This window comes from Brasilonema sennae CENA114, assembly GCF_006968745.1.
Classification (GTDB): domain Bacteria; phylum Cyanobacteriota; class Cyanobacteriia; order Cyanobacteriales; family Nostocaceae; genus Brasilonema; species Brasilonema sennae.
The window spans coordinates 3,487,189-3,507,011 of record NZ_CP030118.1 but is presented as its reverse complement, the minus strand read 5'-3'; the positions used below and the strand labels follow the sequence as shown (position 1 = coordinate 3,507,011).

The following is a 19,823-nucleotide window of genomic DNA, read 5'->3' as shown; positions in this document are numbered from 1 at the left end:
TTTTTGTTACATATCTTAATAATATAACAGAAGTACTATTGCCAGGGACAATGTAATAGTCGAAAATTCGACAACTCGTTTGAACAAAGGCAGAAGTACGTAAGCACTTCGCGACTAGCTTGAACGGGGCAACCTTCACTTCTTCACTTCCTGCTCCATCTTTGATGATTAGAGGGGACACAAACCTGGTAGATTTAGCTATCAGCGAGTAAAAACTGGTGAAAATGAAAGTCCTGGTTATTGGTGGCGATGGGTATTGCGGTTGGGCAACTGCACTTTACCTTTCAAATCGCGGTCATGAAGTTGGTATCTTAGATAATTTAGTGCGACGGCACTGGGATAACGAACTGGGGGTGCAAACTCTGACCCCAATCGCGCCAATTCAGCAACGTATACAGCGCTGGCACGATTTAACTGGTAAATCTATCGACCTTTTCATTGGCGATATTACTAATTACGAATTTCTGAGTAAGGCCCTGCACGCATTCTCGCCAGAAGCAATTGTGCATTTTGGTGAACAGCGTTCAGCACCTTTTTCAATGATTGACCGCGAACACGCGGTTATGACTCAAGTGAACAACGTAGTTGGTACGTTGAACTTGCTGTATGCAATGCGGGAAGACTTTCCTAACTGTCACATGGTGAAGCTAGGGACAATGGGTGAATACGGCACACCCAACATCGATATCGAAGAAGGATACATTACTATAGAACACAATGGGCGTAAAGATACTCTTCCTTATCCCAAGCAGCCCGGTTCAATGTATCACTTGAGCAAAGTTCATGACAGCCACAATATCCACTTTGCTTGTCGGATTTGGGGATTAAGAGCAACAGATTTGAATCAGGGCGTTGTCTACGGTGTTTTAACCGAAGAGACAGGGATGGACGAACTGTTGATTAATCGCCTTGATTACGATGGCGTGTTCGGAACTGCACTAAACCGTTTCTGCATTCAAGCAGCTATTGGTCATCCGCTGACTGTTTATGGTAAAGGTGGGCAAACTCGGGGATTTTTAGATATTCGAGATACAGTACGATGTATTGAGATTGCAATTGCTAACCCAGCTGAATCTGGAGAATTCCGCGTGTTTAACCAATTTACCGAACAATTCAGTGTTGGTGATTTGGCCATGATGGTCAAGAAAGCCGGTAATGCAATGGGATTGAATGTTGAAATCAATCATTTAGATAATCCCAGAGTCGAGAGAGAAGAACATTACTTCAACGCCAAAAATACCAAATTATTGGATCTTGGCTTGCAGCCTCACTATCTTTCTGATTCCCTACTCGATTCTCTGTTGAACTTTGCTACTAAATATCAGGATCATGTTGATCAAAATCAAATTCTACCCAAAGTCTCTTGGCGGAGGAATTAAGTAAATCTTGAAGACCGCTGTTGACAAACAACGAGGTCATAACTCACCTACTCAGAATTTAATATTAGTCGCTTACCACCCAATGAGGAGTTGAGGTTCCAAGTCCCTAAAAATCTCACAACAGTTCCCTCAATGCTGAATACTCCAGTAGATGCTGTAACGTTATTCTGAGTTCTTTTTGAAGGAACGTTGACTATCTACAATATAGTCGTCATATTGTTATTCAGTATGACGACTAGTCATTTTAGAAAGATCAAGGATGAAATAAACATTCTTGACTACATGCTTTAGACTTCAAACCTTTGCCTTCATTTCATAGTTCATACAAGGCTAGTACTGAATACAAGTTTTATGCGAATTGCCCTGTTTACCGAAACCTTTCTACCCAAAGTTGATGGAATTGTAACACGCCTGCGTCATACCATTGACCATCTTCAGCGTAATGGTAACCAAGTCTTAGTCATTGCTCCTGATAGTGGCATTTTTGAGTATAAAGGAGCTAAAGTATATGGTGTCTCCGGTTTTCCCCTACCACTGTATCCAGAGTTAAAAATGGCATTACCTCGTCCAGCAATCGGTGAAGCTTTGGAGGGATTTAAACCAGATATCATTCATGTAGTTAACCCAGCAATTCTGGGATTAGCTGGTATATTTTATAGTAAATATCTAAATGTTCCCTTGGTCGCATCTTACCATACTCATCTGCCTCAATACCTTCAGCATTACGGTTTAGCAATGCTGGAAGGATTATTGTGGGAACTACTAAAAGCGGCTCACAATCAGGCAGCTTTAAATCTTTGTACCTCCACAGCAATGATGCAAGAACTCATAGCACACGGTATTGAAAGAGTAGATCTGTGGCAAAGGGGAGTGGATACCGAATCATTTCATCCTGACAATGCTTGTCAGCAAATGCGATCGCGCCTGTCGCAAAATAACCCACAAAGCCCATTGTTACTTTACGTAGGGCGTCTTTCCGCTGAAAAAGAAATTGAACGTATCAAACCAATCTTAGAAGCTATCCCCAAGGCACGGCTAGCATTAGTTGGAGATGGTCCCCATCGTCAAACATTGGAAAAATACTTTGCTGGAACAAATACTTATTTTGTTGGGTATTTGGTGGGTACAGAATTAGCTTCTGCCTTTGCTAGTGCTGATGCGTTTATTTTTCCTTCTCGAACAGAGACACTGGGATTAGTTCTTTTAGAAGCAATGGCAGGTGGATGTCCAGTCGTTGCTGCACGTTCTGGTGGTATTCCTGATATTGTGACAGATGGAGTGAATGGATATCTTTTTGAGCCAGAACAAGACGTTCAAAGTGCCATTGATGCAACAGTTCGTCTTCTACAACAGCAACAGGAACGAGAAACTATCCGTCAAAATGCGCGTCAGGAGGCAGAACGTTGGGGATGGGGTGCTGCTACACGCCAGCTAGAAAGCTACTATCAACAGGTGATTTATTCTGAACTACCAAAAGTGGCATAAAGATTATTCAGTAGGTGAGTACAAATAAACAGAACTATGTTACCAACGGTAAAAATGGCTTTAGATCCGGGCGTTCTGCGCACGACGCTCAAAAACAACTATTCCTAAGTCTTAGTTATAGTTCCACAGGGATAGAAAAACGAGTAATAGAACTCGATATAGAAAAGTATTTCAACAGGACAAGCCAGACAACAACAGAACCTTCGTAAAGTTCAACAAGGAAAAATTGAATGACCAACACACAAGCAAAAAGCTATTTGAAGACGAATTAATCCGCCTTTTTTACAAAGTCTTGCGGGGGAAGCTTCCCCCCCAGAGGTTTGCGCCAAAGTTGCCCAGTGTTAGATACTTTTGATCAAAAGCTTTTTTCTTTATAAAAAGTTACATATTTTATTTTGATTGTGCGAACCTGACTTGAAAGTAAGGATAGAGGGAGGAGTGAGTGAAGCGCGTTGCAAGAGCGCCAAAATCTGCCGGGGGAAGTATCCTCCCGGCGAGCTTTGCCCCTAAGGGGCTAATGAGCTGTAGGCTGGGAGAAATCTTTTCATGTGTTTTAATGTACACAGTTCATCACGGCTACTTAGTTATTAGTTATCGGTTATTAGTAACTAAGTATTGGTTGTTCCTCGATCAACTAACTACTACCCACGACCTACTATCTACGATTTACCATATAATCTAAAATCCCCATGACACTCCTAAATCCTGGTAGCGTCCTGGCTACATTAACTGAATTGACTCAAGTGAATCGCACTCACTCCTTACTGTCTCGCGTCAAAAATCTTTCGGTTAACGAATTTGTTTGCTTACTTGACTTTATTACAGCCGAGTTTCAGCAGTTTCTTAGAGCAATCGAATTAATCAATAATGAAGCTTTAGAAACAATGCTAGAGAAAGTATTGGAGGCGATTACACTTAAAATTGGTCAAATTTTGCAGGCAGAACACACGACAATTTTTTTAGTTGACTACGATAAAGGTCAGTTATGGTCAAAAGTTCCTCAAGGGAACACCCAAAAGGCTATAGAAATTCGGACTTCTATGACTGCTGGTATTCCCGGTCATGTTGCGAATACAGCTCAATGTTTAAACATATCTGATACCTCTACTCATCCCCTTTTTAGTCCGGAATTAGAAAAACAATTGGGCTACAAGTTCCGCAATATATTATGTATGCCAGTTTTGAGCAGCAAAAACCAAGTTGTAGCTGTGGTGCAACTGGCAAATAAAACTCTGGGTACTCCATTTGATTATGAAGATGAAGTGCACTTTCGCGACTTTGCTTCTTCTATCGGTATTATCTTGGAAAGTTGCCAATCTTTCTATGTTGCAGCTCGCAATCAACGAGGTGCAACTGCTCTTTTACGCGCAACTCAAACTTTAGGACAAAGTTTGGATCTTGAAGCAACTTTGCAAATAGTCATGGAGCAAGCCCGGATTCTGATGCAAGCAGATCGCAGCACTTTATTTTTATATCGTAAAGAAATGGCAGAACTTTGGACTAAGGTAGCATCTGCAGATGGTACAACCACAATGGAAATTCGTATGCCTGATAACAAAGGTATTGCAGGCTACGTAGCATCTACGGGTGAAGCACTGAATATTCCCGATGCTTATAAAGATCCACGTTTTGACCCCACGACAGATCAAAAGACAGGGTATGCGACCCGCAATATTCTGTGTTTGCCTGTTTTTAACTCAGCAAATGAATTAATTGGCGTAACGCAGTTAATTAATAAGCATCAAGGTAATTTTTTTACCGCGTCAGATGAAGAATTTATGCGGGCTTTTAATATTCAAGCAGGGATTGCTTTAGAAAATGCCCGCTTATTTGAGAATGTTTTATTAGAAAAGCAGTATCAAAAAGATATTCTACAAAGTCTTTCGGATGCAGTTATTTCTACGGATATGGAAGGTAAAATAGTCACAATTAATGATGCCGCTTTACAGTTATTAGGCTGTCCTTTAAAAGAACCAAACGCAAAAAACAACAAGTATCTTTGGGAACAAAACTTGATTGGTCGCTTAGTCTGGGAGATTGTGCCTATTGATAATTTACAACTGCGACTACAAGATAGTTTAAAAACTGGAGCAAGACATTATGTACCAGAACAAAGTTTAACAGTAGGACTGTATGTAGAGACATTGTATGTAAAGTCTGTGCAGGATGCATCTGTTTGCATTCTGGCAGTACGCGATCGCACCAACCCAGACATTTTCATTCCTTGGAATCAACCTCCTAAAGCTAGATTGGCGTTGCTTGATGCAGACAATGTTCAGAAAATTGAACGTAGCATCAATCTAACCGTTAACCCCTTAACAAATCCAGAAGGTGGAGTAAAGGGTGGTTTAGTGGTTTTGGAAGACATCAGTCAGGAAAAACGCATGAAAACCACTATGTATCGCTACCTGACTCCCCGAGTCGCAGAACAAGTTATGGCACTAGGGGAAGATGCTTTGATGGTGGGCGAACGCAAAGAAGTTACCATCCTGTTTTCTGATATCAGAGGTTACACCACCTTAACAGAAAATCTCGGCGCTGCGGAAGTAGTATCTTTGCTGAATCAGTATTTTGAAACGATGGTCGAAGCAGTTTTTAACCATGAAGGCACCCTAGATAAGTTTATTGGTGATGCCTTGATGGCAGTGTTTGGTGCACCACTACCGTTAACGGAGAATCACGCTTGGAGGGCGATCCAGTCCGCTTTGGAAATGCGCCAACGATTAACAGAATTTAATCAGTGGCGAGTTGTCCTCAAACAGCCACAAATCCATGTTGGAATTGGAATTAGTTCTGGAGAAGTAGTTTCTGGCAATATTGGTTCTCGAAGACGGATGGACTATACCGTCATCGGAGATGGTGTGAATTTGAGTTCGCGCCTAGAAGGCGTTACCAAGGAATACGGCTGTGACATTATCTTAAGTGAATTTACGTACAAATTATGCAGGGAACTAATTTGGGTGCGTGAGTTAGACAAAATAAGGGTGAAAGGAAAATATCAAGCAGTCAATATCTATGAGTTGATAGGCGATCGCCACACTCCTTTAGATACCAACACTCAGGAGTTTTTGTTTCATTATCAAAATGGACGTAACGCTTATTTGTCACGCAATTTTCGATACGCTATTGCCTGCTTTCAATCTGCCAAAAAAATCCGACCCAAAGACCAAGCGGTTGATATTCACTTACAAAGATCTTGTAATTATCTTAATTTACCACCCAGTGATTCCTGGGATGGTGTTTACTGTATGCTGACGAAGTAGTCAAGGAATTATAGTCACTTCCTGCGTTTGGCGCAGGCATGTTTGTAAGGACAAATCAGACTCGGAACTACGTCCTAAAGGTTGGGTTAAGCTTGCTCAAAATTGACGAGTCATTAAAAACTCCCTTTTATTTACAGCAGTCGCCAGGTAGATTAGAACACGAACTAATGACAAAACACTGTCACCAAGAGACTTGAAAGTCTGTTAAGCGTTAAGCGTTTCCTGCTATATCAAGAAGAATTACCACAACAATGGGCTGCCACTCCTTCCATAACAATTTATTAGTAAAACCCATAAATTATTTATTGAGTCATTTTTGTAAACAGGTCGGTGACAACTTATTCACTGCTTCCTTGCTCTGTATCAAAAGGATGTTCGCCGATCCCCAGTTGTTTTTTGGAGTTTCTTAGATTTTTCCAAAGCTCCTTGATTTGATCGTACGCATCTTCTGGTGGTACTTTTCCGGCTGTTTCTAAATTACAAATGTAACTTACTTTTTGCGCGAATTCCTGTAAGTTCGCATTAAAAACCAGGTTTTCTGGCTTTACCTGACCATAGTAGCGACCACGAGGATAGAGAAAATCATTTTTATCTACCATTTTTCTCTCCATTTACGAAATCGGCCCCTGTTTTCGACTCTGAAGTCAATAACTACTAACCTCGGTTAAGTTTCCTTTGGTTACTCATTAACTTCTTTTGCCTTCAAATAATAATTGTATTCAATTGAACTGAAAATTTTCACCGGATCTTGTAATATTTTTTACTCTTTAAGGATTCATCATTAATAATTTATCCAGTTAAAATTTCTGACAAGTTAATGTAAACAGCTATACTCTTATTTAAAAGTTTTTTGTTAGCTAGACACTAAAGCCTTAACCCAAAGTGAGCATTGATCCGGCTGTGTACATCATTTCTCTGTTATTTATGACTAATAACTAATGACTAAAGATAAAATGGTTAAGCCTAAAAGCATAAAAGCTGCCCATAGCTCAATAAACTTTACCTTTAGCCATGTCTGTTAAAACAAGAGTATACGAAGGCAAAGCTAAAATCCTCTACACGACGGATGATCCTGAAATCTTATTAGCTGAGTTTAAAGACGATGCAACTGCCTTTAATGCCCAAAAGCGGGGTAGTATAGAAAAAAAAGGGGTTATAAATTGTAGCATTTCCAGTCAAATTTTTCAGCAACTGGAAGCACATGGTATCAGGACTCACTATATAGACACCCCTGCTCCTGATCAAATGCGGGTCAAGGCATTGAAGATTTTGCCCCTAGAAGTCGTTGTTAGGAATATAGCTGCTGGAAGTTTGTGCCAACAAACAGGATTAGCGCTTGGGACTGTTCTAAAAAAGCCATTGGTCGAGTTTTATTATAAAAACGACCAGCTTGGAGATCCATTATTGACAAGCGATCGCCTATTCCTGTTGGAACTAGCAACTCCGGAACAAGTGGATACTATTGCTCATCTAGCATTACAAATCAACAAGTCTCTTTGTGACTTTTTCGGGCGGTGCAATATTACCTTAGTAGACTTCAAACTGGAGTTTGGCTTAGACGCGCAACAGCAGTTGCTATTAGCCGATGAAATTAGTCCAGATACAAGTCGATTGTGGGACAACTCCAAACAAAGTGATCCAAATCTCCGGGTACTAGACAAAGACCGTTTCCGTCGAGATTTGGGGAATGTAGAAAATGCCTACCAGGAGGTTTTACAACGAGTACTCAAAGCGATAGAAAGCAGCAATTGAAGTGACAGAGGATATTGGAGACTCTTTACTGGAAACTAGGTTATCCCCAACCCTTCATCGGTGATCCCCAATTCCTCATACTTCTGGTAAAAAGGACAAGTAAATGAGTTTTATCGAGTTTATGCCTTTTGCTATTTGCCTTATGAGGGTACATTGCAAAAGTAGAAATCTAATTTTACATAACCTTTGCTCGAAAGGATGATTGCTTCCGTGATGGTGTGTGGATGTGAAGAGGAATCTAAATAAAATGCGCTTATCTCCCGTTATAGTCACAGTTGTGGCGATTTCATCGCCTTTTGGTAGTTTAGTGAGTGCAAATGCACAAACTCTCAATAGTTCAAATTCAAACCAGACAGCAGAGGTTGTTAAACCGACAGCTGATCCGCAGCATAAAGTTGTCGGGGTTTTGCCAGCAACAGCCGCTGTGGCGAAACCGGAAGTTGTAGTGCCAAATTCCACAGAAAAGTCAACAACGACACAACCCCTCAACAGTTTTGCGCAGACAGCAGAGGCTTTAAAACCTTTAACTAGCCAAACGACACAATCCCTCAACAGTTTTGCGCAGACAGCAGAGGCTTTAAAACCTTTAACTAGCCAAACGACACAACCTGTCAAAAATTTTTCGCACACAGCAGAGGCTTTAAAACCTTTAAACACTCAACAGTACAAAGTTTCTCAGAAACTTCCAACTTCAGCGGCTCTAATAAAAAGGCTGATAGTGGCAAAAAGAAGTTCCACCTCGTTAAAAACTGCACAAAATCTTGAGCAAACGCCTACTCCCAACACTCAACAAGATCAAATATCCCCCCAAACTCCTACTACCACTCCCGCACCAGGAAATAATAATCAGCTTCCAACCATTCAACAACAAACACCTGCTCCTAACAATCAACAGCAGCAGACACCTCCCCTAACTCCTGGTACTCCCACCACGCCAAACCAAATTAATCAACCAGGAACTCAACCTGGACAAAATTCTCCACAAACACCCCTTCCTAACAATCAACAGCAGCAGACATTTCCCCAAACTCCCGGTACTCCTACCACGCCAGACGGAACCAATCAACCAGGGACTCAACCTACATCCCCACAAACTCCAGAAAGTCCCCAACCACAGCAATCCCCAGAAGCATCAGAACCCCGCGTACTGGTTTCTGAAGTGTTCATTAGATCTGAAACGAACCAACAACTCCCACAAGAACTCGAAGATCAAATTTTTCGAGTCATTCGCACCCAGCCAGGACGAACAACAACCCGTTCCCAATTACAAGAAGATATCAACTCCATCTTCGCCACTGGTTTCTTTTCCAACGTGCAAGCAGTACCCGAAGATAGCCCCTTGGGAGTGCGGGTAAGCTTTATTGTACGACCCAACCCCGTCCTGACTAAAGTCCAGGTACAGGCAAATTCTGGCACAAACGTTTCCTCCGTACTACCAGCTAATGCTACGGATGAAATATTCAAAAGCCAGTATGGAAAAATACTCAATTTACGTGACTTGCAAGAAGGCATCAAGCAATTAACCAAGCGCTATCAAGACCAAGGTTATGCATTGGCAAACGTGATCGGAGCACCGCAAGTCTCTGACAACGGCGTTGTCACCTTACAAGTAGCAGAAGGGGTCGTAGGAAATATCCGAGTACAGTTCCGCAATAAAGAAGGTCAGGTAACAAATGATAAGGGAGAACCAATCCGGGGACGCACACAACCTTATATCGTGACAAGAGAACTGGAATTGAAGCCAGGGAAAATCTTTAACAAAAACACAGTCCAAAAAGACTTACAAAGGGTCTTTGGACTAGGGCTTTTTGAAGATGTAAATGTTTCCCTTGATCCCAGCAAAGACCCCATTACGGGCGCAGCAGATCCCAATAGGGTAGATGTGGTTGTCAACGTGGTTGAGCGCAACAGCGGTTCGATTGGAGCTGGTGCTGGTATTAGTTCTGCTAGTGGTTTGTTTGGTTCGGTCAGCTATCAGCAGCAAAACCTCAATGGCAGAAATCAAAAATTAGGGGCAGAGGTACAAATCGGAACACGAGATGAATTTTTGTTTGACCTGCGCTACACAGATCCCTGGATCGGAGGTGATCCATATCGAACTTCTTACACAGCAAATCTCTTCCGTCGTCGGTCGATTTCCTTGATTTTTGAAGGTCAGGATCAAAACATTGAGACTTTTAATCCCAGCAAACCTGATGACGGTGGCGATCGCCCCCGCATCACGCGTTTAGGAGGCGGTGTTAACTTTACCCGTCCCTTGTCCAAAAATCCCTTCGAGAGGTCGCAATGGACCGCTTCAGCTGGTTTGCAGTATCAACGAGTTGCTATCAAAGATGCTGATGGCGATATTAGAAAGCAGGGACGTCTCGAAAAGGATACAAGCACCAATAATCTTATTGAGTTGAGCCAATCTGGACAAGGTGAAGATGATTTGTTGTTATTACAACTGGGTGTTGCACGTGATCTGAGAAATAATCCCTTGCAACCTACCAAGGGTTCTTACTTCCGCGTTGGTCTTGATCAGTCGGTACCCATAGGACTGGGGAGTATTTTCTTAACTAGGTTGCGGGGTAGTTACAGTCAATACTTCCCTGTCAGCTTTATTAACTTTAGCAAAGGACCCCAAACCATTGCTTTCAATCTTCAAGCGGGAACAATCCTGGGTGACTTACCTCCTTACGAAGCCTTCTCTCTTGGTGGTAGTAACTCCGTCCGAGGATATGACGAAGGAGGTTTAAGCAGCGGACGGAGTTTCGTACAAGCTTCGCTTGAGTATCGCTTCCCGGTATTCTCAGTAGTGAGTGGTGCAGTCTTTTTTGATTTTGGTACCGATTTGGGAAGCGGTACCAGACCAGCTGAGATACTCAACAAAAACGGGACTGGCTACGGCTATGGTCTTGGAGTACGCGTACAGTCTCCTTTAGGACCAATTCGTATTGACTACGGTATCAGCGATGATGGAGATAGCCGTATCAACTTTGGTATTGGGGAAAGGTTCTAAGTAATCATTAGTCATTAGTCATTAGTCATTAGTCATTTTTTGACAACTGATTAGAGACGAAAGACAAAAATACAATATGCAACAACACACATTAGCAGATGAAATCATTCAAACAGGGGTAGGACTGCATAGCGGAGTGACTACCCAAGTTCGGATAGGACCAGACGTAGCCGGAAGTGGACGCTACTTTGTACGTGTGGATTTGCCTGATACTCCAATCATTCCAGCCCAAGTCGCAGCGGTTAGTCAAACTATGCTTTCGACTCAGTTGGGTAAAGGTGAGGCATACGTCCGTACAGTTGAGCATTTGCTGGCGTCCCTTGCTGCAATGGGAGTAGATAACGCCCGAATTGAAATTGACGGTCCAGAAGTGCCGCTTTTAGATGGTTCGGCAAAGGTGTGGACAGATGCGATCGCTCAAGTTGGCTTAATGTCACAAAACTTAACTGAGGACAAAGCTCCTCTTGTCATTGACCAGCCAATTTGGGTGCGTCAAGGTGATGCTTTTGCCTGTGCGCTTCCAGCCCCAGAAACTCGCTTTACCTACGGCATTGATTTCGATTTGGCAGCAATAGGTAATCAATGGCACAGTTGGTCTGCTCATGCGACAAGTGAAAATCCTTATGAGAGCTTTGTTACAGAAATTGCTCCGGCTCGAACCTTTGGTTTATTGCATCAAATCGAACATTTACAGCAGACAGGGTTAATTAAAGGTGGAAGCTTAGATAATGCACTTGTTTGTGGACCAGAAGGTTGGCTAAATCCACCATTAAGATTTCCAAATGAGCCAGTACGTCATAAAATCTTGGATTTAGTAGGAGATTTAAGTTTACTTGGAATTTTCCCCTGCGCTCATTTCTTGGCGTACAAAGCCAGCCACAATTTACACGTTCAACTGGCACAAAGGATTTTAGATTTTGGATTTTAGATTTTAGATTGGTTCTCAAATCCAAAATCCCAAATTCAGAATCAAAAGGGGAGGTTCAAATAAGCACCTACGAAAAAACCAAAATACAAATCACATAACAGTGTCAATGTCAACTGTCACCGAACAAACCAATACTATTGATGCTCCCACACCAGCATCTACCAATAATCAGCCAGATGGTACAAGCATAAACAAAGCGGACAATCAGATAATTTACTCTATAGAAGATATCCAAAAACTACTACCCCATCGCTACCCCTTTGCGCTCGTAGACCGGATTATTGAATATGTACCCGAAAAACGAGCTGTTGGCATTAAAAACGTCACGATCAATGAACCCCATTTTCAAGGTCATTTTCCAGGACGTCCAATTATGCCAGGAGTGCTGATTGTAGAAGCAATGGCACAAGTCGGCGGTATTGTTTTGACTCAACTTCCAGGGTTGGAAGGTGGGTTGTTTGTCTTTGCTGGTATCGATAAAACTCGCTTCCGCCGTCAAGTTGTACCAGGAGATCAACTGGTGATGACTGTGGAACTGTTGTGGGTAAAACAACGTCGTTTCGGTAAGATGCAAGCTCGCGCCGAAGTTGATGGTCAACTCGCTACTGAAGGCGAACTGATGTTTTCCCTCGTATCTTAAAAATTTGCTTTTGTGGTAAAGGCGTGGTAAAGGCATCACCGTGACGTGCCTTTATCAAATTCTGATTCAAACAGTGAACAGTGAAGCAGTCAGGAGTCAGAATTCTTTATTTCTTCCTTCTGAATACTGAATTCACAATTGCTGAATTCTGAATTCAAATTGATAACTGATAACTGGTAACTGATAAGGATATCAGTAAAAGACACAACCCACAATAGCATTATTATTTGAGTTCTATATTTTTCGACACCCTCACACTTGAGTAGCTTCGTTCACACTTTCGGCTACTAGCTAACTAAACTCTCAGCACTCAAGTCTGTTCTGGAGATGCACCCTTGAAAACCCTCATTCATTCTACTGCTGTTATTCATCCTAGTGCCCAATTGCACCCGACAGTCGAAGTCGGTCCTTATGCTGTTATTGGAGGGCATGTTAAAGTAGGTCCTGAAACCACCATCGGCGCTCATGCTGTACTAGAAGGACCTTTGGAAATTGGGGCACGAAATCACATTTTTCCGGGCGCGGTTATTGGCATGGAACCCCAAGACCGGAAATATGATGGCGAATTGAGCTGGGTAAAAATCGGAGATGATAATCGCATTCGCGAATACGTCACGATTAACCGCGCAACTGGTGCGGGTAAAGAAACTAGCATCGGAAACGCTAACTTATTGATGGCTTATGTCCATGTCGGTCATAATTCTGTGATAGAAGACAATGTGACGATTTCTAATTCTGTAGCGATCGCCGGTCACGTCCACATAGAATCACGATCAGTTATTAGTGGAGTTCTTGGAATCCATCAATTTGTCCATATTGGTAGCTTCGCAATGGTAGGAGGCATGAGCCGCATTGAGCGAGATGTCCCTCCATATATGCTCGTAGAAGGGAATCCATCCCGAATTCGTTCACTAAACCTTGTTGGACTCAAACGTGGTGGTTTTAGTACTGACGAGTTTCAAATTCTTAAAAAAGCCTTCCGCATTCTTTATCGTTCTGAGTTGCTCTTTAAAGACTCCTTAGAACAGCTAGAACTCCTAGGAGATACTCAACAATTACAGCATCTGCGTCGCTTTTTGCTACTTTCTCAAATGCCAGGAAGACGTGGCTTAATTCCTGGTAAGGGGAAAGTCGCCGCAAGTGACGAATCTTAAGTCAGAAAACAATGGGATAAGAAAAAATATAAGGGGAGATGAGGGAAAAGCGGACGAAATGAGAAAAGGAAATTATCCCTCTCTCCCTTCCTCTTTCCCTCCCTCCCTCTCTCCCGATTCCTACATTTATAAATGCGTATATTTATCAGTACTGGCGAAGTGTCTGGCGACCTGCAAGGATCGCTACTTATTACTGCACTCAAGCGCCAAGCTGCGGCGGCTGGCTTGGATTTAGAGATTGTGGCGCTGGGTGGCGAAAAAATGGCTAGTGTTGGAGCCACCCTTATAGGTAATACTAGTGAGATTGGCTCGGTGGGTATTTGGGAATCACTGCCTTATGTGTTACCAACACTCCAAATGCAGCGACGGGCGATCGCCTATCTCAAACAAAATTCACCTGACTTGGTGATATTGATTGACTACATGGGACCCAATTTGGCAATTGGTAATTATATTCGCCGCAATTTGTCACACCTTCGTGTTGTGTATTATATTGCACCACAGGAATGGGTTTGGTCGCTTAATTCACGCAACACCAATATGGTTGTTGGTATAACAGACAAGCTGCTAGCAATCTTTCCAGAGGAAGCGCGTTACTTCCAACAAAGGGGAGCAAAAGTGACCTGGGTAGGGCATCCTTTAGTAGATAGAGTCCAAAACTTTCCCAGTCGAGAAGATGCTCGTGCCAAGTTAGGAATTGCGGAAGATGTGATCAGTGTTGCTCTTCTGCCCGCTTCTCGTCGTCAAGAACTGAAACTTCTTCTGCCTGTGATGTTTCAGGCGGCTCAGGTGATTCAAGCAAAATTACCTAATGTACACTTTTGGATACCTCTCTCTCTTGAAATCTATCGAAAACCTATAGAGAAAGCAATACAGCAGTATAATTTACGAGCTTCCGTGGTATCCGACAAAACTCAGGAAGTGATCGCCGCCGCTGATTTAGCAATCACTAAATCTGGTACAGTTAACTTGGAATTGGCACTATTGAAAGTACCTCAAGTTGTCCTCTACCGACTTCATCCAATCACGGCTTGGATTGCACGGAGTGTGCTCAAAGGTTCTATACCTTTTGCATCACCACCTAATTTAGTTGTGATGAAGCCAATTGTGCCAGAGTTTTTACAAGAAAAAGCGACTCCAGAGAATATCACTGAAGCAGCGTTGGAAATACTGGTTAATCAGGAATGTAGAAACCAAATCTTGGCAGATTATGAAGAAATGCGGCAGTGTTTGGGAGAAGTGGGAGTGTGCGATCGCGCTGCAAAAGAAATTTTGCAAATGCTACCAAATTTTGAGCATTAGATTTTCAATTACCTAATATCTTGCACCATGACTTTGTAAACTACTAATGCTTCTATTAAATAGTGTTTAAATTTATTCAAAAATAATATCCCGTTCCAGTTCGTTTTAATGGACTTCGTATATGAGCCTGGGACTTATAGTCCTAGGCGGACGAGAAGGGAGTCAAATAATATGTAATAACTTTGACATTTTTTTTACTAAGTGCAATGTAGGTTACGCTAAAAGTCAATCAGCCAAGCTAGCGGCGCTGCTAACAGCGCCCTTATTCGTTATCCTAAAATTTGCTTGTGAGTAGCTTAAATATCCAATATGATTCACAGTAATCAGAAACAAAGACCTATAGCTGTTGATTTATTTGCTGGTGCTGGTGGCATGACTCTTGGTTTTGAGCAAGCAGGATTTGACGTGCTTGCTTCTGTTGAAATTGATCCAATTCATTGTGCAACACATGAATTTAATTTTCCTTTTTGGACTATTTTTTCTAAAAGCGTTGTTGATCTTACAGAAGTAGAAATTAGAAGGAACTCTTCTATTGGTGATCGAGAAATAGATGTCGTGTTTGGCGGATCACCATGTCAAGGTTTTTCATTAATAGGTAAACGTATTTTTGATGATCCTCGTAATTCTTTAGTTAAAAACTTTATACATTTAGTTCTCGAATTGCAGCCAAAGTTTTTTGTTTTAGAAAATGTTAAAGGAATAACTCTAGGAAAGCACAGAGAGTTTCTTTCAGTCATTATTAATGAATTTGAACAAAGTGGTTACAAAGTGAGCAAAGATTATAAAGTCTTAAATGCTGCTGAATACGGAGTGCCACAGAATCGTGAAAGACTATTTTTGCTAGGTTGTCGTCAGGATTTAGAATTACCAAACTATCCTGCAGCCCTGACTAGACCTGCAAAATTAAATAAAACAGCTTTTCAAAACCAACTACCATTAAGTCCAACAGTTTTTGATGCAATTGGCGATCTACCTGAAGTAGAAGATTATATAGAACTCTTTGAAAAAGATTCGGTGATTGCAGAATTTGGTAAACCAAGCGATTACAGTAGACAACTTCGTGGGCTTTGCTATACAGATAATGATTATTCATATGAGCGTAAATATGATTCTAGAATGCTCACCTCAAGTTTAAGAACAAAGCATACTTTTCAATCTATCAAGAGATTTGAAGCTACTCTTCCTGGAAAAACAGAACCTATTAGCCGCTTTTATAAACTTGCTCCTGAAGGAATATGCAACACACTAAGAGCAGGAACACCAAGGAATAGAGGAGCTTTTACTTCCGCTAGACCAATTCACCCATTCACTTCAAGATGTATTACTGTGCGTGAAGCTGCTCGTTTACATTCTTATCCAGATTGGTTTAGATTTCATGTCACAAAATTGCATGGATTTCGACAAATAGGAAATTCTGTTCCACCATTATTAGCTAAGGCAGTAGCATCAGAAATTATAAAAGTTCTTGGTGTTTGCCCATATAAACCTGGAGTTATACAAGAACTAGGAAACGAAAATTTACTAATGTATGATATGTCTAAGGCTGCTGAACATTACGGTGTTGATTCACGGATTATAGAATTAAGAAAAAGAAATTAGAAAATATTTATAACATTGTAATTGTTAAAATTCCAAGATGACTAACCCACTTGAATTAAATGACTACAAAAAAGAAATAGCGGATTTGTACAGCCGCAGAAGCCAAACTTACGATAATTCAGATTGGCATATTCAGATTGCTCATCGCCTGATTGAGTACGCACAAATCAAACCTGGACAACACGTTTTAGACATTGCAACTGGCACAGGTATGGTCGCGATTGAAGTGGCTCAAATTGTAGGATCTCAAGGACGCGTCGTCGGCGTGGATATTTCAACTGGAATGCTTGAGGTAGCAAAACAAAAAATTGAAACATTAGGTTTTGCGCATGTTGAATTTCAACTTGCGGATGCGGAAGCACTGAACTTTTGCGCCGATAGTTTTGACACAATTTTGTGTTCCTCTGCCCTGATTTGGATGGCTGATATTCCAGCTGCCTTGCGTCAATGGACGCGATTTCTCAAACCAGGTGGACTTATTGGCTTTCATGCATTTGCAGACACTGCTTTTGTTGGAGGCGTTGTTGTGCAGAAAGTTGTCGAAAAGTATGGCGTTTCATTAGCGTTGAGTAAACCAACAGGAACAATTGAAAAGTGCCATGACTTGCTCCAACAAGCAGGATTTGAGGCGATTGAAATCAAGACTGAGCAATATGGTAGCTACATCAGCTTAGAGCAAGCAAAACAAATGTGGACAGGAGGTTCCCATCCAGCACCAGGACAATTTCCAAATCCTTTATCGCAACTTTCATCACAGCAGTTAGCACAAATCAAGGCTGAGTTTGAAGCAGAACTAGAAGCATTAAAAACTGAGCAAGGGGTTTGGAACGATATCACTATCTTTTTTACATTTGGTCGTAAGCCAGTAGAATAGCGAAATATCATGCCCAAGCTCGGAAAAACGTGCCATCTTTCCAAACTGCAGCACTACGCTGCTCAATTGCAGCTAATTCCTTGTCACCAAGAGGTTGGAAAGCTTGAGCAACATTGACGTTATCTTCCAATTGCTTGATAGTTTCAGCCGCAATAACGCAACAGTGAACACCCGCTTGGGACAAACTATATCCCATAGCTTGCTGCATGCCACTTAATCCGCCGGGTTTGAACAACCGACCATAAGCTGGTACTTTCATCGCAATCACGCCAACATTCTTTTGTTGTGCGATCGGAAGAACAACTGGAAGAAATGGACGCGGGTGGTGTTTGTCAGCAGCGTTAACGGGGATAAGCGTTGTGTGGAACGGATAGCGACGCAATCCTTCAGCAATCACTTCTGGATCGTGGTGTCCGGTTATGCCAACAAAGCGGACGAGTTTCTGCTGCATCGCCTCTTCTAAAGCTTTGACTGCACCAGATGAACTAAAGATGGTGTTGAGTTCTTCGCGCGAAGAGACGTGATGCAATTGCCACAAGTCAAGATGATCTGTGTTTAAACGTTTAAGACTTCTTTCTAACTCTCGCCACGCACCATCACGATCTCTTTTATCTGTCTTGCTTGCCAGAAAAATTTTTGACCGATAAGATGGTAGTACTTTCCCTAAATAATCTTCACTTGGTCCGTAGTCAGCTGCAGTATCAAAGTAACGAATGCCAAGTAAGAGTGCTTTCCTGATAATTGCGACAGCATCACGTTCTTTCCCTTCCGAAGACAGAGGCGTTTGACCTGCTCCTCCTAAGCCAAAAATGGGAACTTTCACGCCTGTGCGTCCCAGCACTCGTTCTGGCATAGTCGCTGGTGGTTTAGCAGTGTCAGCAACTTGTTGTTGCAAGGTAGATGCTCTTACAATACTGCCTGTGACAGCAACACCAGTGATAAGGAAGTTACGCCGCGTCGTGTTTCCTGACATAGTTTGCTTACTGGGATAAATCTGCTTTTCTTTCTGTATATTAGCCCAGAGTCACTGTGGGCAGTGGATTGTAAAAACTAATTCAATACGGCATTTTGCCTAGCAAACTCTCGATGAATTTGATATTGGATAATTTTTTGCTGTGCCATTGAGTAATCCTGACTAGAAGCTGGCACGTTTTCTAAAAGTCTAATTGCTTGTTCCCACCGATTAAGAACAATTTGCCACTCATCTCTACTTTGTGCTGACTTTGTTAGCTGTGCTGCGACTTTACCTTTGCTAATAGCGCGATCAAAAGTGTTATCTTTAGTTTTAGCACCAGGTTCAGGAGTAAGTCCTAGTGGTCTTTCTAAAGAGATACTTGCAGATGAGAAAGTTTGTTTCACTTCTGGTAAGTTAGCAAACAGATATACCCATAAAACAACTATAGAAATTAAACCAAATCTGAAAAATCTCTTGGGCAACTTTCGATTTTTCACAATAAAATCAACGATGGTTGGCTTTTTCGTTGGTACTTGAGCAGTTTTTTGTATTTCTGTAGCATCAGTTTTCTTTAACTGGGTGTCATCAGTCTTAACATCGGTTGGCGCATCATTTCTTGTCTTTGCGCTTTCCGATTGAGCATCATCAATATCAGCAAACATCAAATGGAACTTAAATGAATACTCAATTTGGTAAAAAATAGCAGCGCTGATGATCCAGAAAATAGCAAAAATTGCTTGTATGTTTTTGTGAGGTTGAGTGTGGCTGTTAATGATTGTTTCGTAGTTGAGTTTAAATAAAGGTAAAAAAGGACTAGAAAGCAAGATTGCAATTAAAGTAGAAAGGACAAACACAAGCCAACTATATAAACTTTCCCACCAACTTATCAATCCAGGAACAAATCCTTTGATATTGATTATCCCTTCTCCTGGAATAGCGCTGATGAAGCGACTAATAAAAAAGTGATGAAAAAAGGCGATCGCAGGTATCGGTAATATAGCGACTAATATTACCGATATGGTAAGTAGTTCTGGGTTGTCTGACCATTTAGCGAAATTAAAGTCCAAAGCATTGCTACGCCTTATCAAAGCGACCAATCCAGTCATAAACATTGATAATATCAAGGCGTTTAACCAAGAACTGGGGTAAGGAAACCATCTGGGTAATTTAAGCTTTTTCATCTCACACCTACTTTGCTTGACTTAAATGGACAAATGTCTACATTTCCAAAAGACAGGGTAGTTGCGCAGCTGGTTGTTGCTCGACCTGATTATTGCAACATTAGACTGTAACATATCGACAGCAAACTTTTGTTGGATTAAACAATACTGGTGTGCTAATAAGCAGCCTATGGAATCTCACATTAAAATGTATTTTATTGCATCTATCCAAAGTATGAATTAAAATTTCTTAAGAAAAAAGAGTAAAGTTATACACTTCCAGATTCAGAACAATTTCCCAAACTCCAAAATTTCAACTCAAGCTATAAAT

At 41.5% G+C, this 19,823-nt stretch carries 14 protein-coding genes; 11 read left to right on the top strand and 3 right to left on the bottom strand.

What is annotated here, in order from left to right; genetic code table 11:
- The first annotated feature begins 224 nt into the window (after nt 1-224).
- From DP114_RS14935 to DP114_RS14925, 3 genes are all read left to right on the top strand, one after another.
- Entirely contained in the window at nt 225-1,379 is a 1,155-nt protein-coding gene (locus tag DP114_RS14935) for an NAD-dependent epimerase/dehydratase family protein (protein WP_171978201.1), read from the top strand.
- A 351-nt stretch (nt 1,380-1,730) separates the two neighbouring features.
- Entirely contained in the window at nt 1,731-2,864 is a 1,134-nt protein-coding gene (locus DP114_RS14930) for a glycosyltransferase family 4 protein (RefSeq protein WP_171976453.1), read from the top strand.
- A 689-nt stretch (nt 2,865-3,553) separates the two neighbouring features.
- On the top strand, nt 3,554-6,127 hold the full coding sequence (locus DP114_RS14925) for a GAF domain-containing protein (protein WP_171976452.1): 2,574 nt from the start codon (nt 3,554-3,556) through the stop codon (nt 6,125-6,127).
- Nucleotides 6,128-6,465: 338 nt separating this feature from the next.
- Here DP114_RS14925 and DP114_RS14920 read toward each other — a convergent pair whose 3' ends face one another.
- Complete coding sequence (locus tag DP114_RS14920; protein ID WP_169262909.1) at nt 6,466-6,726, bottom strand: DUF7219 family protein; 261 nt, start codon at nt 6,724-6,726, stop codon at nt 6,466-6,468.
- A 412-nt stretch (nt 6,727-7,138) separates the two neighbouring features.
- Here DP114_RS14920 and purC point away from each other — a divergent pair, with 412 nt between their 5' ends.
- The 8 genes from purC to DP114_RS14880 all read left to right on the top strand — a co-directional run bounded on the left by purC (nt 7,139) and on the right by DP114_RS14880 (nt 17,377).
- Entirely contained in the window at nt 7,139-7,879 is a 741-nt protein-coding gene (gene purC, locus DP114_RS14915; RefSeq protein WP_171976451.1) for a phosphoribosylaminoimidazolesuccinocarboxamide synthase, read from the top strand.
- A 247-nt stretch (nt 7,880-8,126) separates the two neighbouring features.
- Nucleotides 8,127-10,880, top strand: coding sequence for a BamA/TamA family outer membrane protein (locus DP114_RS14910; protein WP_171976450.1), 2,754 nt, complete (start codon nt 8,127-8,129; stop codon nt 10,878-10,880).
- A gap of 76 nt (nt 10,881-10,956) precedes the next feature.
- Nucleotides 10,957-11,808, top strand: a complete 852-nt coding sequence (lpxC, locus tag DP114_RS14905; RefSeq protein WP_171976449.1) for a UDP-3-O-acyl-N-acetylglucosamine deacetylase — start codon at nt 10,957-10,959, stop codon at nt 11,806-11,808.
- A gap of 106 nt (nt 11,809-11,914) precedes the next feature.
- Nucleotides 11,915-12,448: a 3-hydroxyacyl-ACP dehydratase FabZ gene (fabZ, locus tag DP114_RS14900; protein ID WP_169262913.1), complete on the top strand. Its 534-nt coding sequence runs from the start codon at nt 11,915-11,917 to the stop codon at nt 12,446-12,448.
- A 335-nt stretch (nt 12,449-12,783) separates the two neighbouring features.
- Nucleotides 12,784-13,602, top strand: coding sequence for an acyl-ACP--UDP-N-acetylglucosamine O-acyltransferase (gene lpxA, locus DP114_RS14895; protein WP_169262914.1), 819 nt, complete (start codon nt 12,784-12,786; stop codon nt 13,600-13,602).
- A gap of 132 nt (nt 13,603-13,734) precedes the next feature.
- Nucleotides 13,735-14,904, top strand: a complete 1,170-nt coding sequence (gene lpxB, locus DP114_RS14890; RefSeq protein WP_171976448.1) for a lipid-A-disaccharide synthase — start codon at nt 13,735-13,737, stop codon at nt 14,902-14,904.
- A 309-nt stretch (nt 14,905-15,213) separates the two neighbouring features.
- The gene (locus DP114_RS14885) at nt 15,214-16,503 is read left to right on the top strand and encodes a DNA cytosine methyltransferase (RefSeq protein WP_171976447.1); all 1,290 of its coding nucleotides are present in this window, start codon (nt 15,214-15,216) and stop codon (nt 16,501-16,503) included.
- 37 nt (nt 16,504-16,540) lie between these two features.
- A complete protein-coding gene (locus DP114_RS14880; RefSeq protein ID WP_171976446.1) occupies nt 16,541-17,377 on the top strand; it encodes a class I SAM-dependent methyltransferase in 837 nt (278 codons plus the stop codon).
- Between the two features lie 7 nt (nt 17,378-17,384).
- Here DP114_RS14880 and DP114_RS14875 read toward each other — a convergent pair whose 3' ends face one another.
- Both DP114_RS14875 and DP114_RS14870 read right to left on the bottom strand, forming a co-directional pair.
- Nucleotides 17,385-18,350: an aldo/keto reductase gene (locus DP114_RS14875; protein ID WP_171976445.1), complete on the bottom strand. Its 966-nt coding sequence runs from the start codon at nt 18,348-18,350 to the stop codon at nt 17,385-17,387.
- Nucleotides 18,351-18,427: 77 nt separating this feature from the next.
- The gene (locus DP114_RS14870; RefSeq protein ID WP_171976444.1) at nt 18,428-19,513 is read right to left on the bottom strand and encodes a hypothetical protein; all 1,086 of its coding nucleotides are present in this window, start codon (nt 19,511-19,513) and stop codon (nt 18,428-18,430) included.
- Between the last annotated feature and the right edge of the window lie 310 nt (nt 19,514-19,823).

Excerpts from the sequence above, each read along its gene's own strand:
- fabZ (WP_169262913.1), top strand. The coding sequence starts at position 11,915 with ATGTCAACTGTCACCGAACAAACCAATACTATTGATGCTCCCACACCA.
- DP114_RS14875 (WP_171976445.1), bottom strand. The coding sequence starts at position 18,350 with ATGTCAGGAAACACGACGCGGCGTAACTTCCTTATCACTGGTGTTGCT.
- lpxB (WP_171976448.1), top strand. The coding sequence starts at position 13,735 with ATGCGTATATTTATCAGTACTGGCGAAGTGTCTGGCGACCTGCAAGGA.
- DP114_RS14870 (WP_171976444.1), bottom strand. The coding sequence starts at position 19,513 with ATGAAAAAGCTTAAATTACCCAGATGGTTTCCTTACCCCAGTTCTTGG.
- purC (WP_171976451.1), top strand. The coding sequence starts at position 7,139 with ATGTCTGTTAAAACAAGAGTATACGAAGGCAAAGCTAAAATCCTCTAC.
- DP114_RS14925 (WP_171976452.1), top strand. The coding sequence starts at position 3,554 with ATGACACTCCTAAATCCTGGTAGCGTCCTGGCTACATTAACTGAATTG.
- DP114_RS14920 (WP_169262909.1), bottom strand. The coding sequence starts at position 6,726 with ATGGTAGATAAAAATGATTTTCTCTATCCTCGTGGTCGCTACTATGGT.
- DP114_RS14885 (WP_171976447.1), top strand. The coding sequence starts at position 15,214 with ATGATTCACAGTAATCAGAAACAAAGACCTATAGCTGTTGATTTATTT.
- DP114_RS14935 (WP_171978201.1), top strand. The coding sequence starts at position 225 with ATGAAAGTCCTGGTTATTGGTGGCGATGGGTATTGCGGTTGGGCAACT.
- lpxC (WP_171976449.1), top strand. The coding sequence starts at position 10,957 with ATGCAACAACACACATTAGCAGATGAAATCATTCAAACAGGGGTAGGA.
- DP114_RS14880 (WP_171976446.1), top strand. The coding sequence starts at position 16,541 with ATGACTAACCCACTTGAATTAAATGACTACAAAAAAGAAATAGCGGAT.
- DP114_RS14910 (WP_171976450.1), top strand. The coding sequence starts at position 8,127 with ATGCGCTTATCTCCCGTTATAGTCACAGTTGTGGCGATTTCATCGCCT.
- DP114_RS14930 (WP_171976453.1), top strand. The coding sequence starts at position 1,731 with ATGCGAATTGCCCTGTTTACCGAAACCTTTCTACCCAAAGTTGATGGA.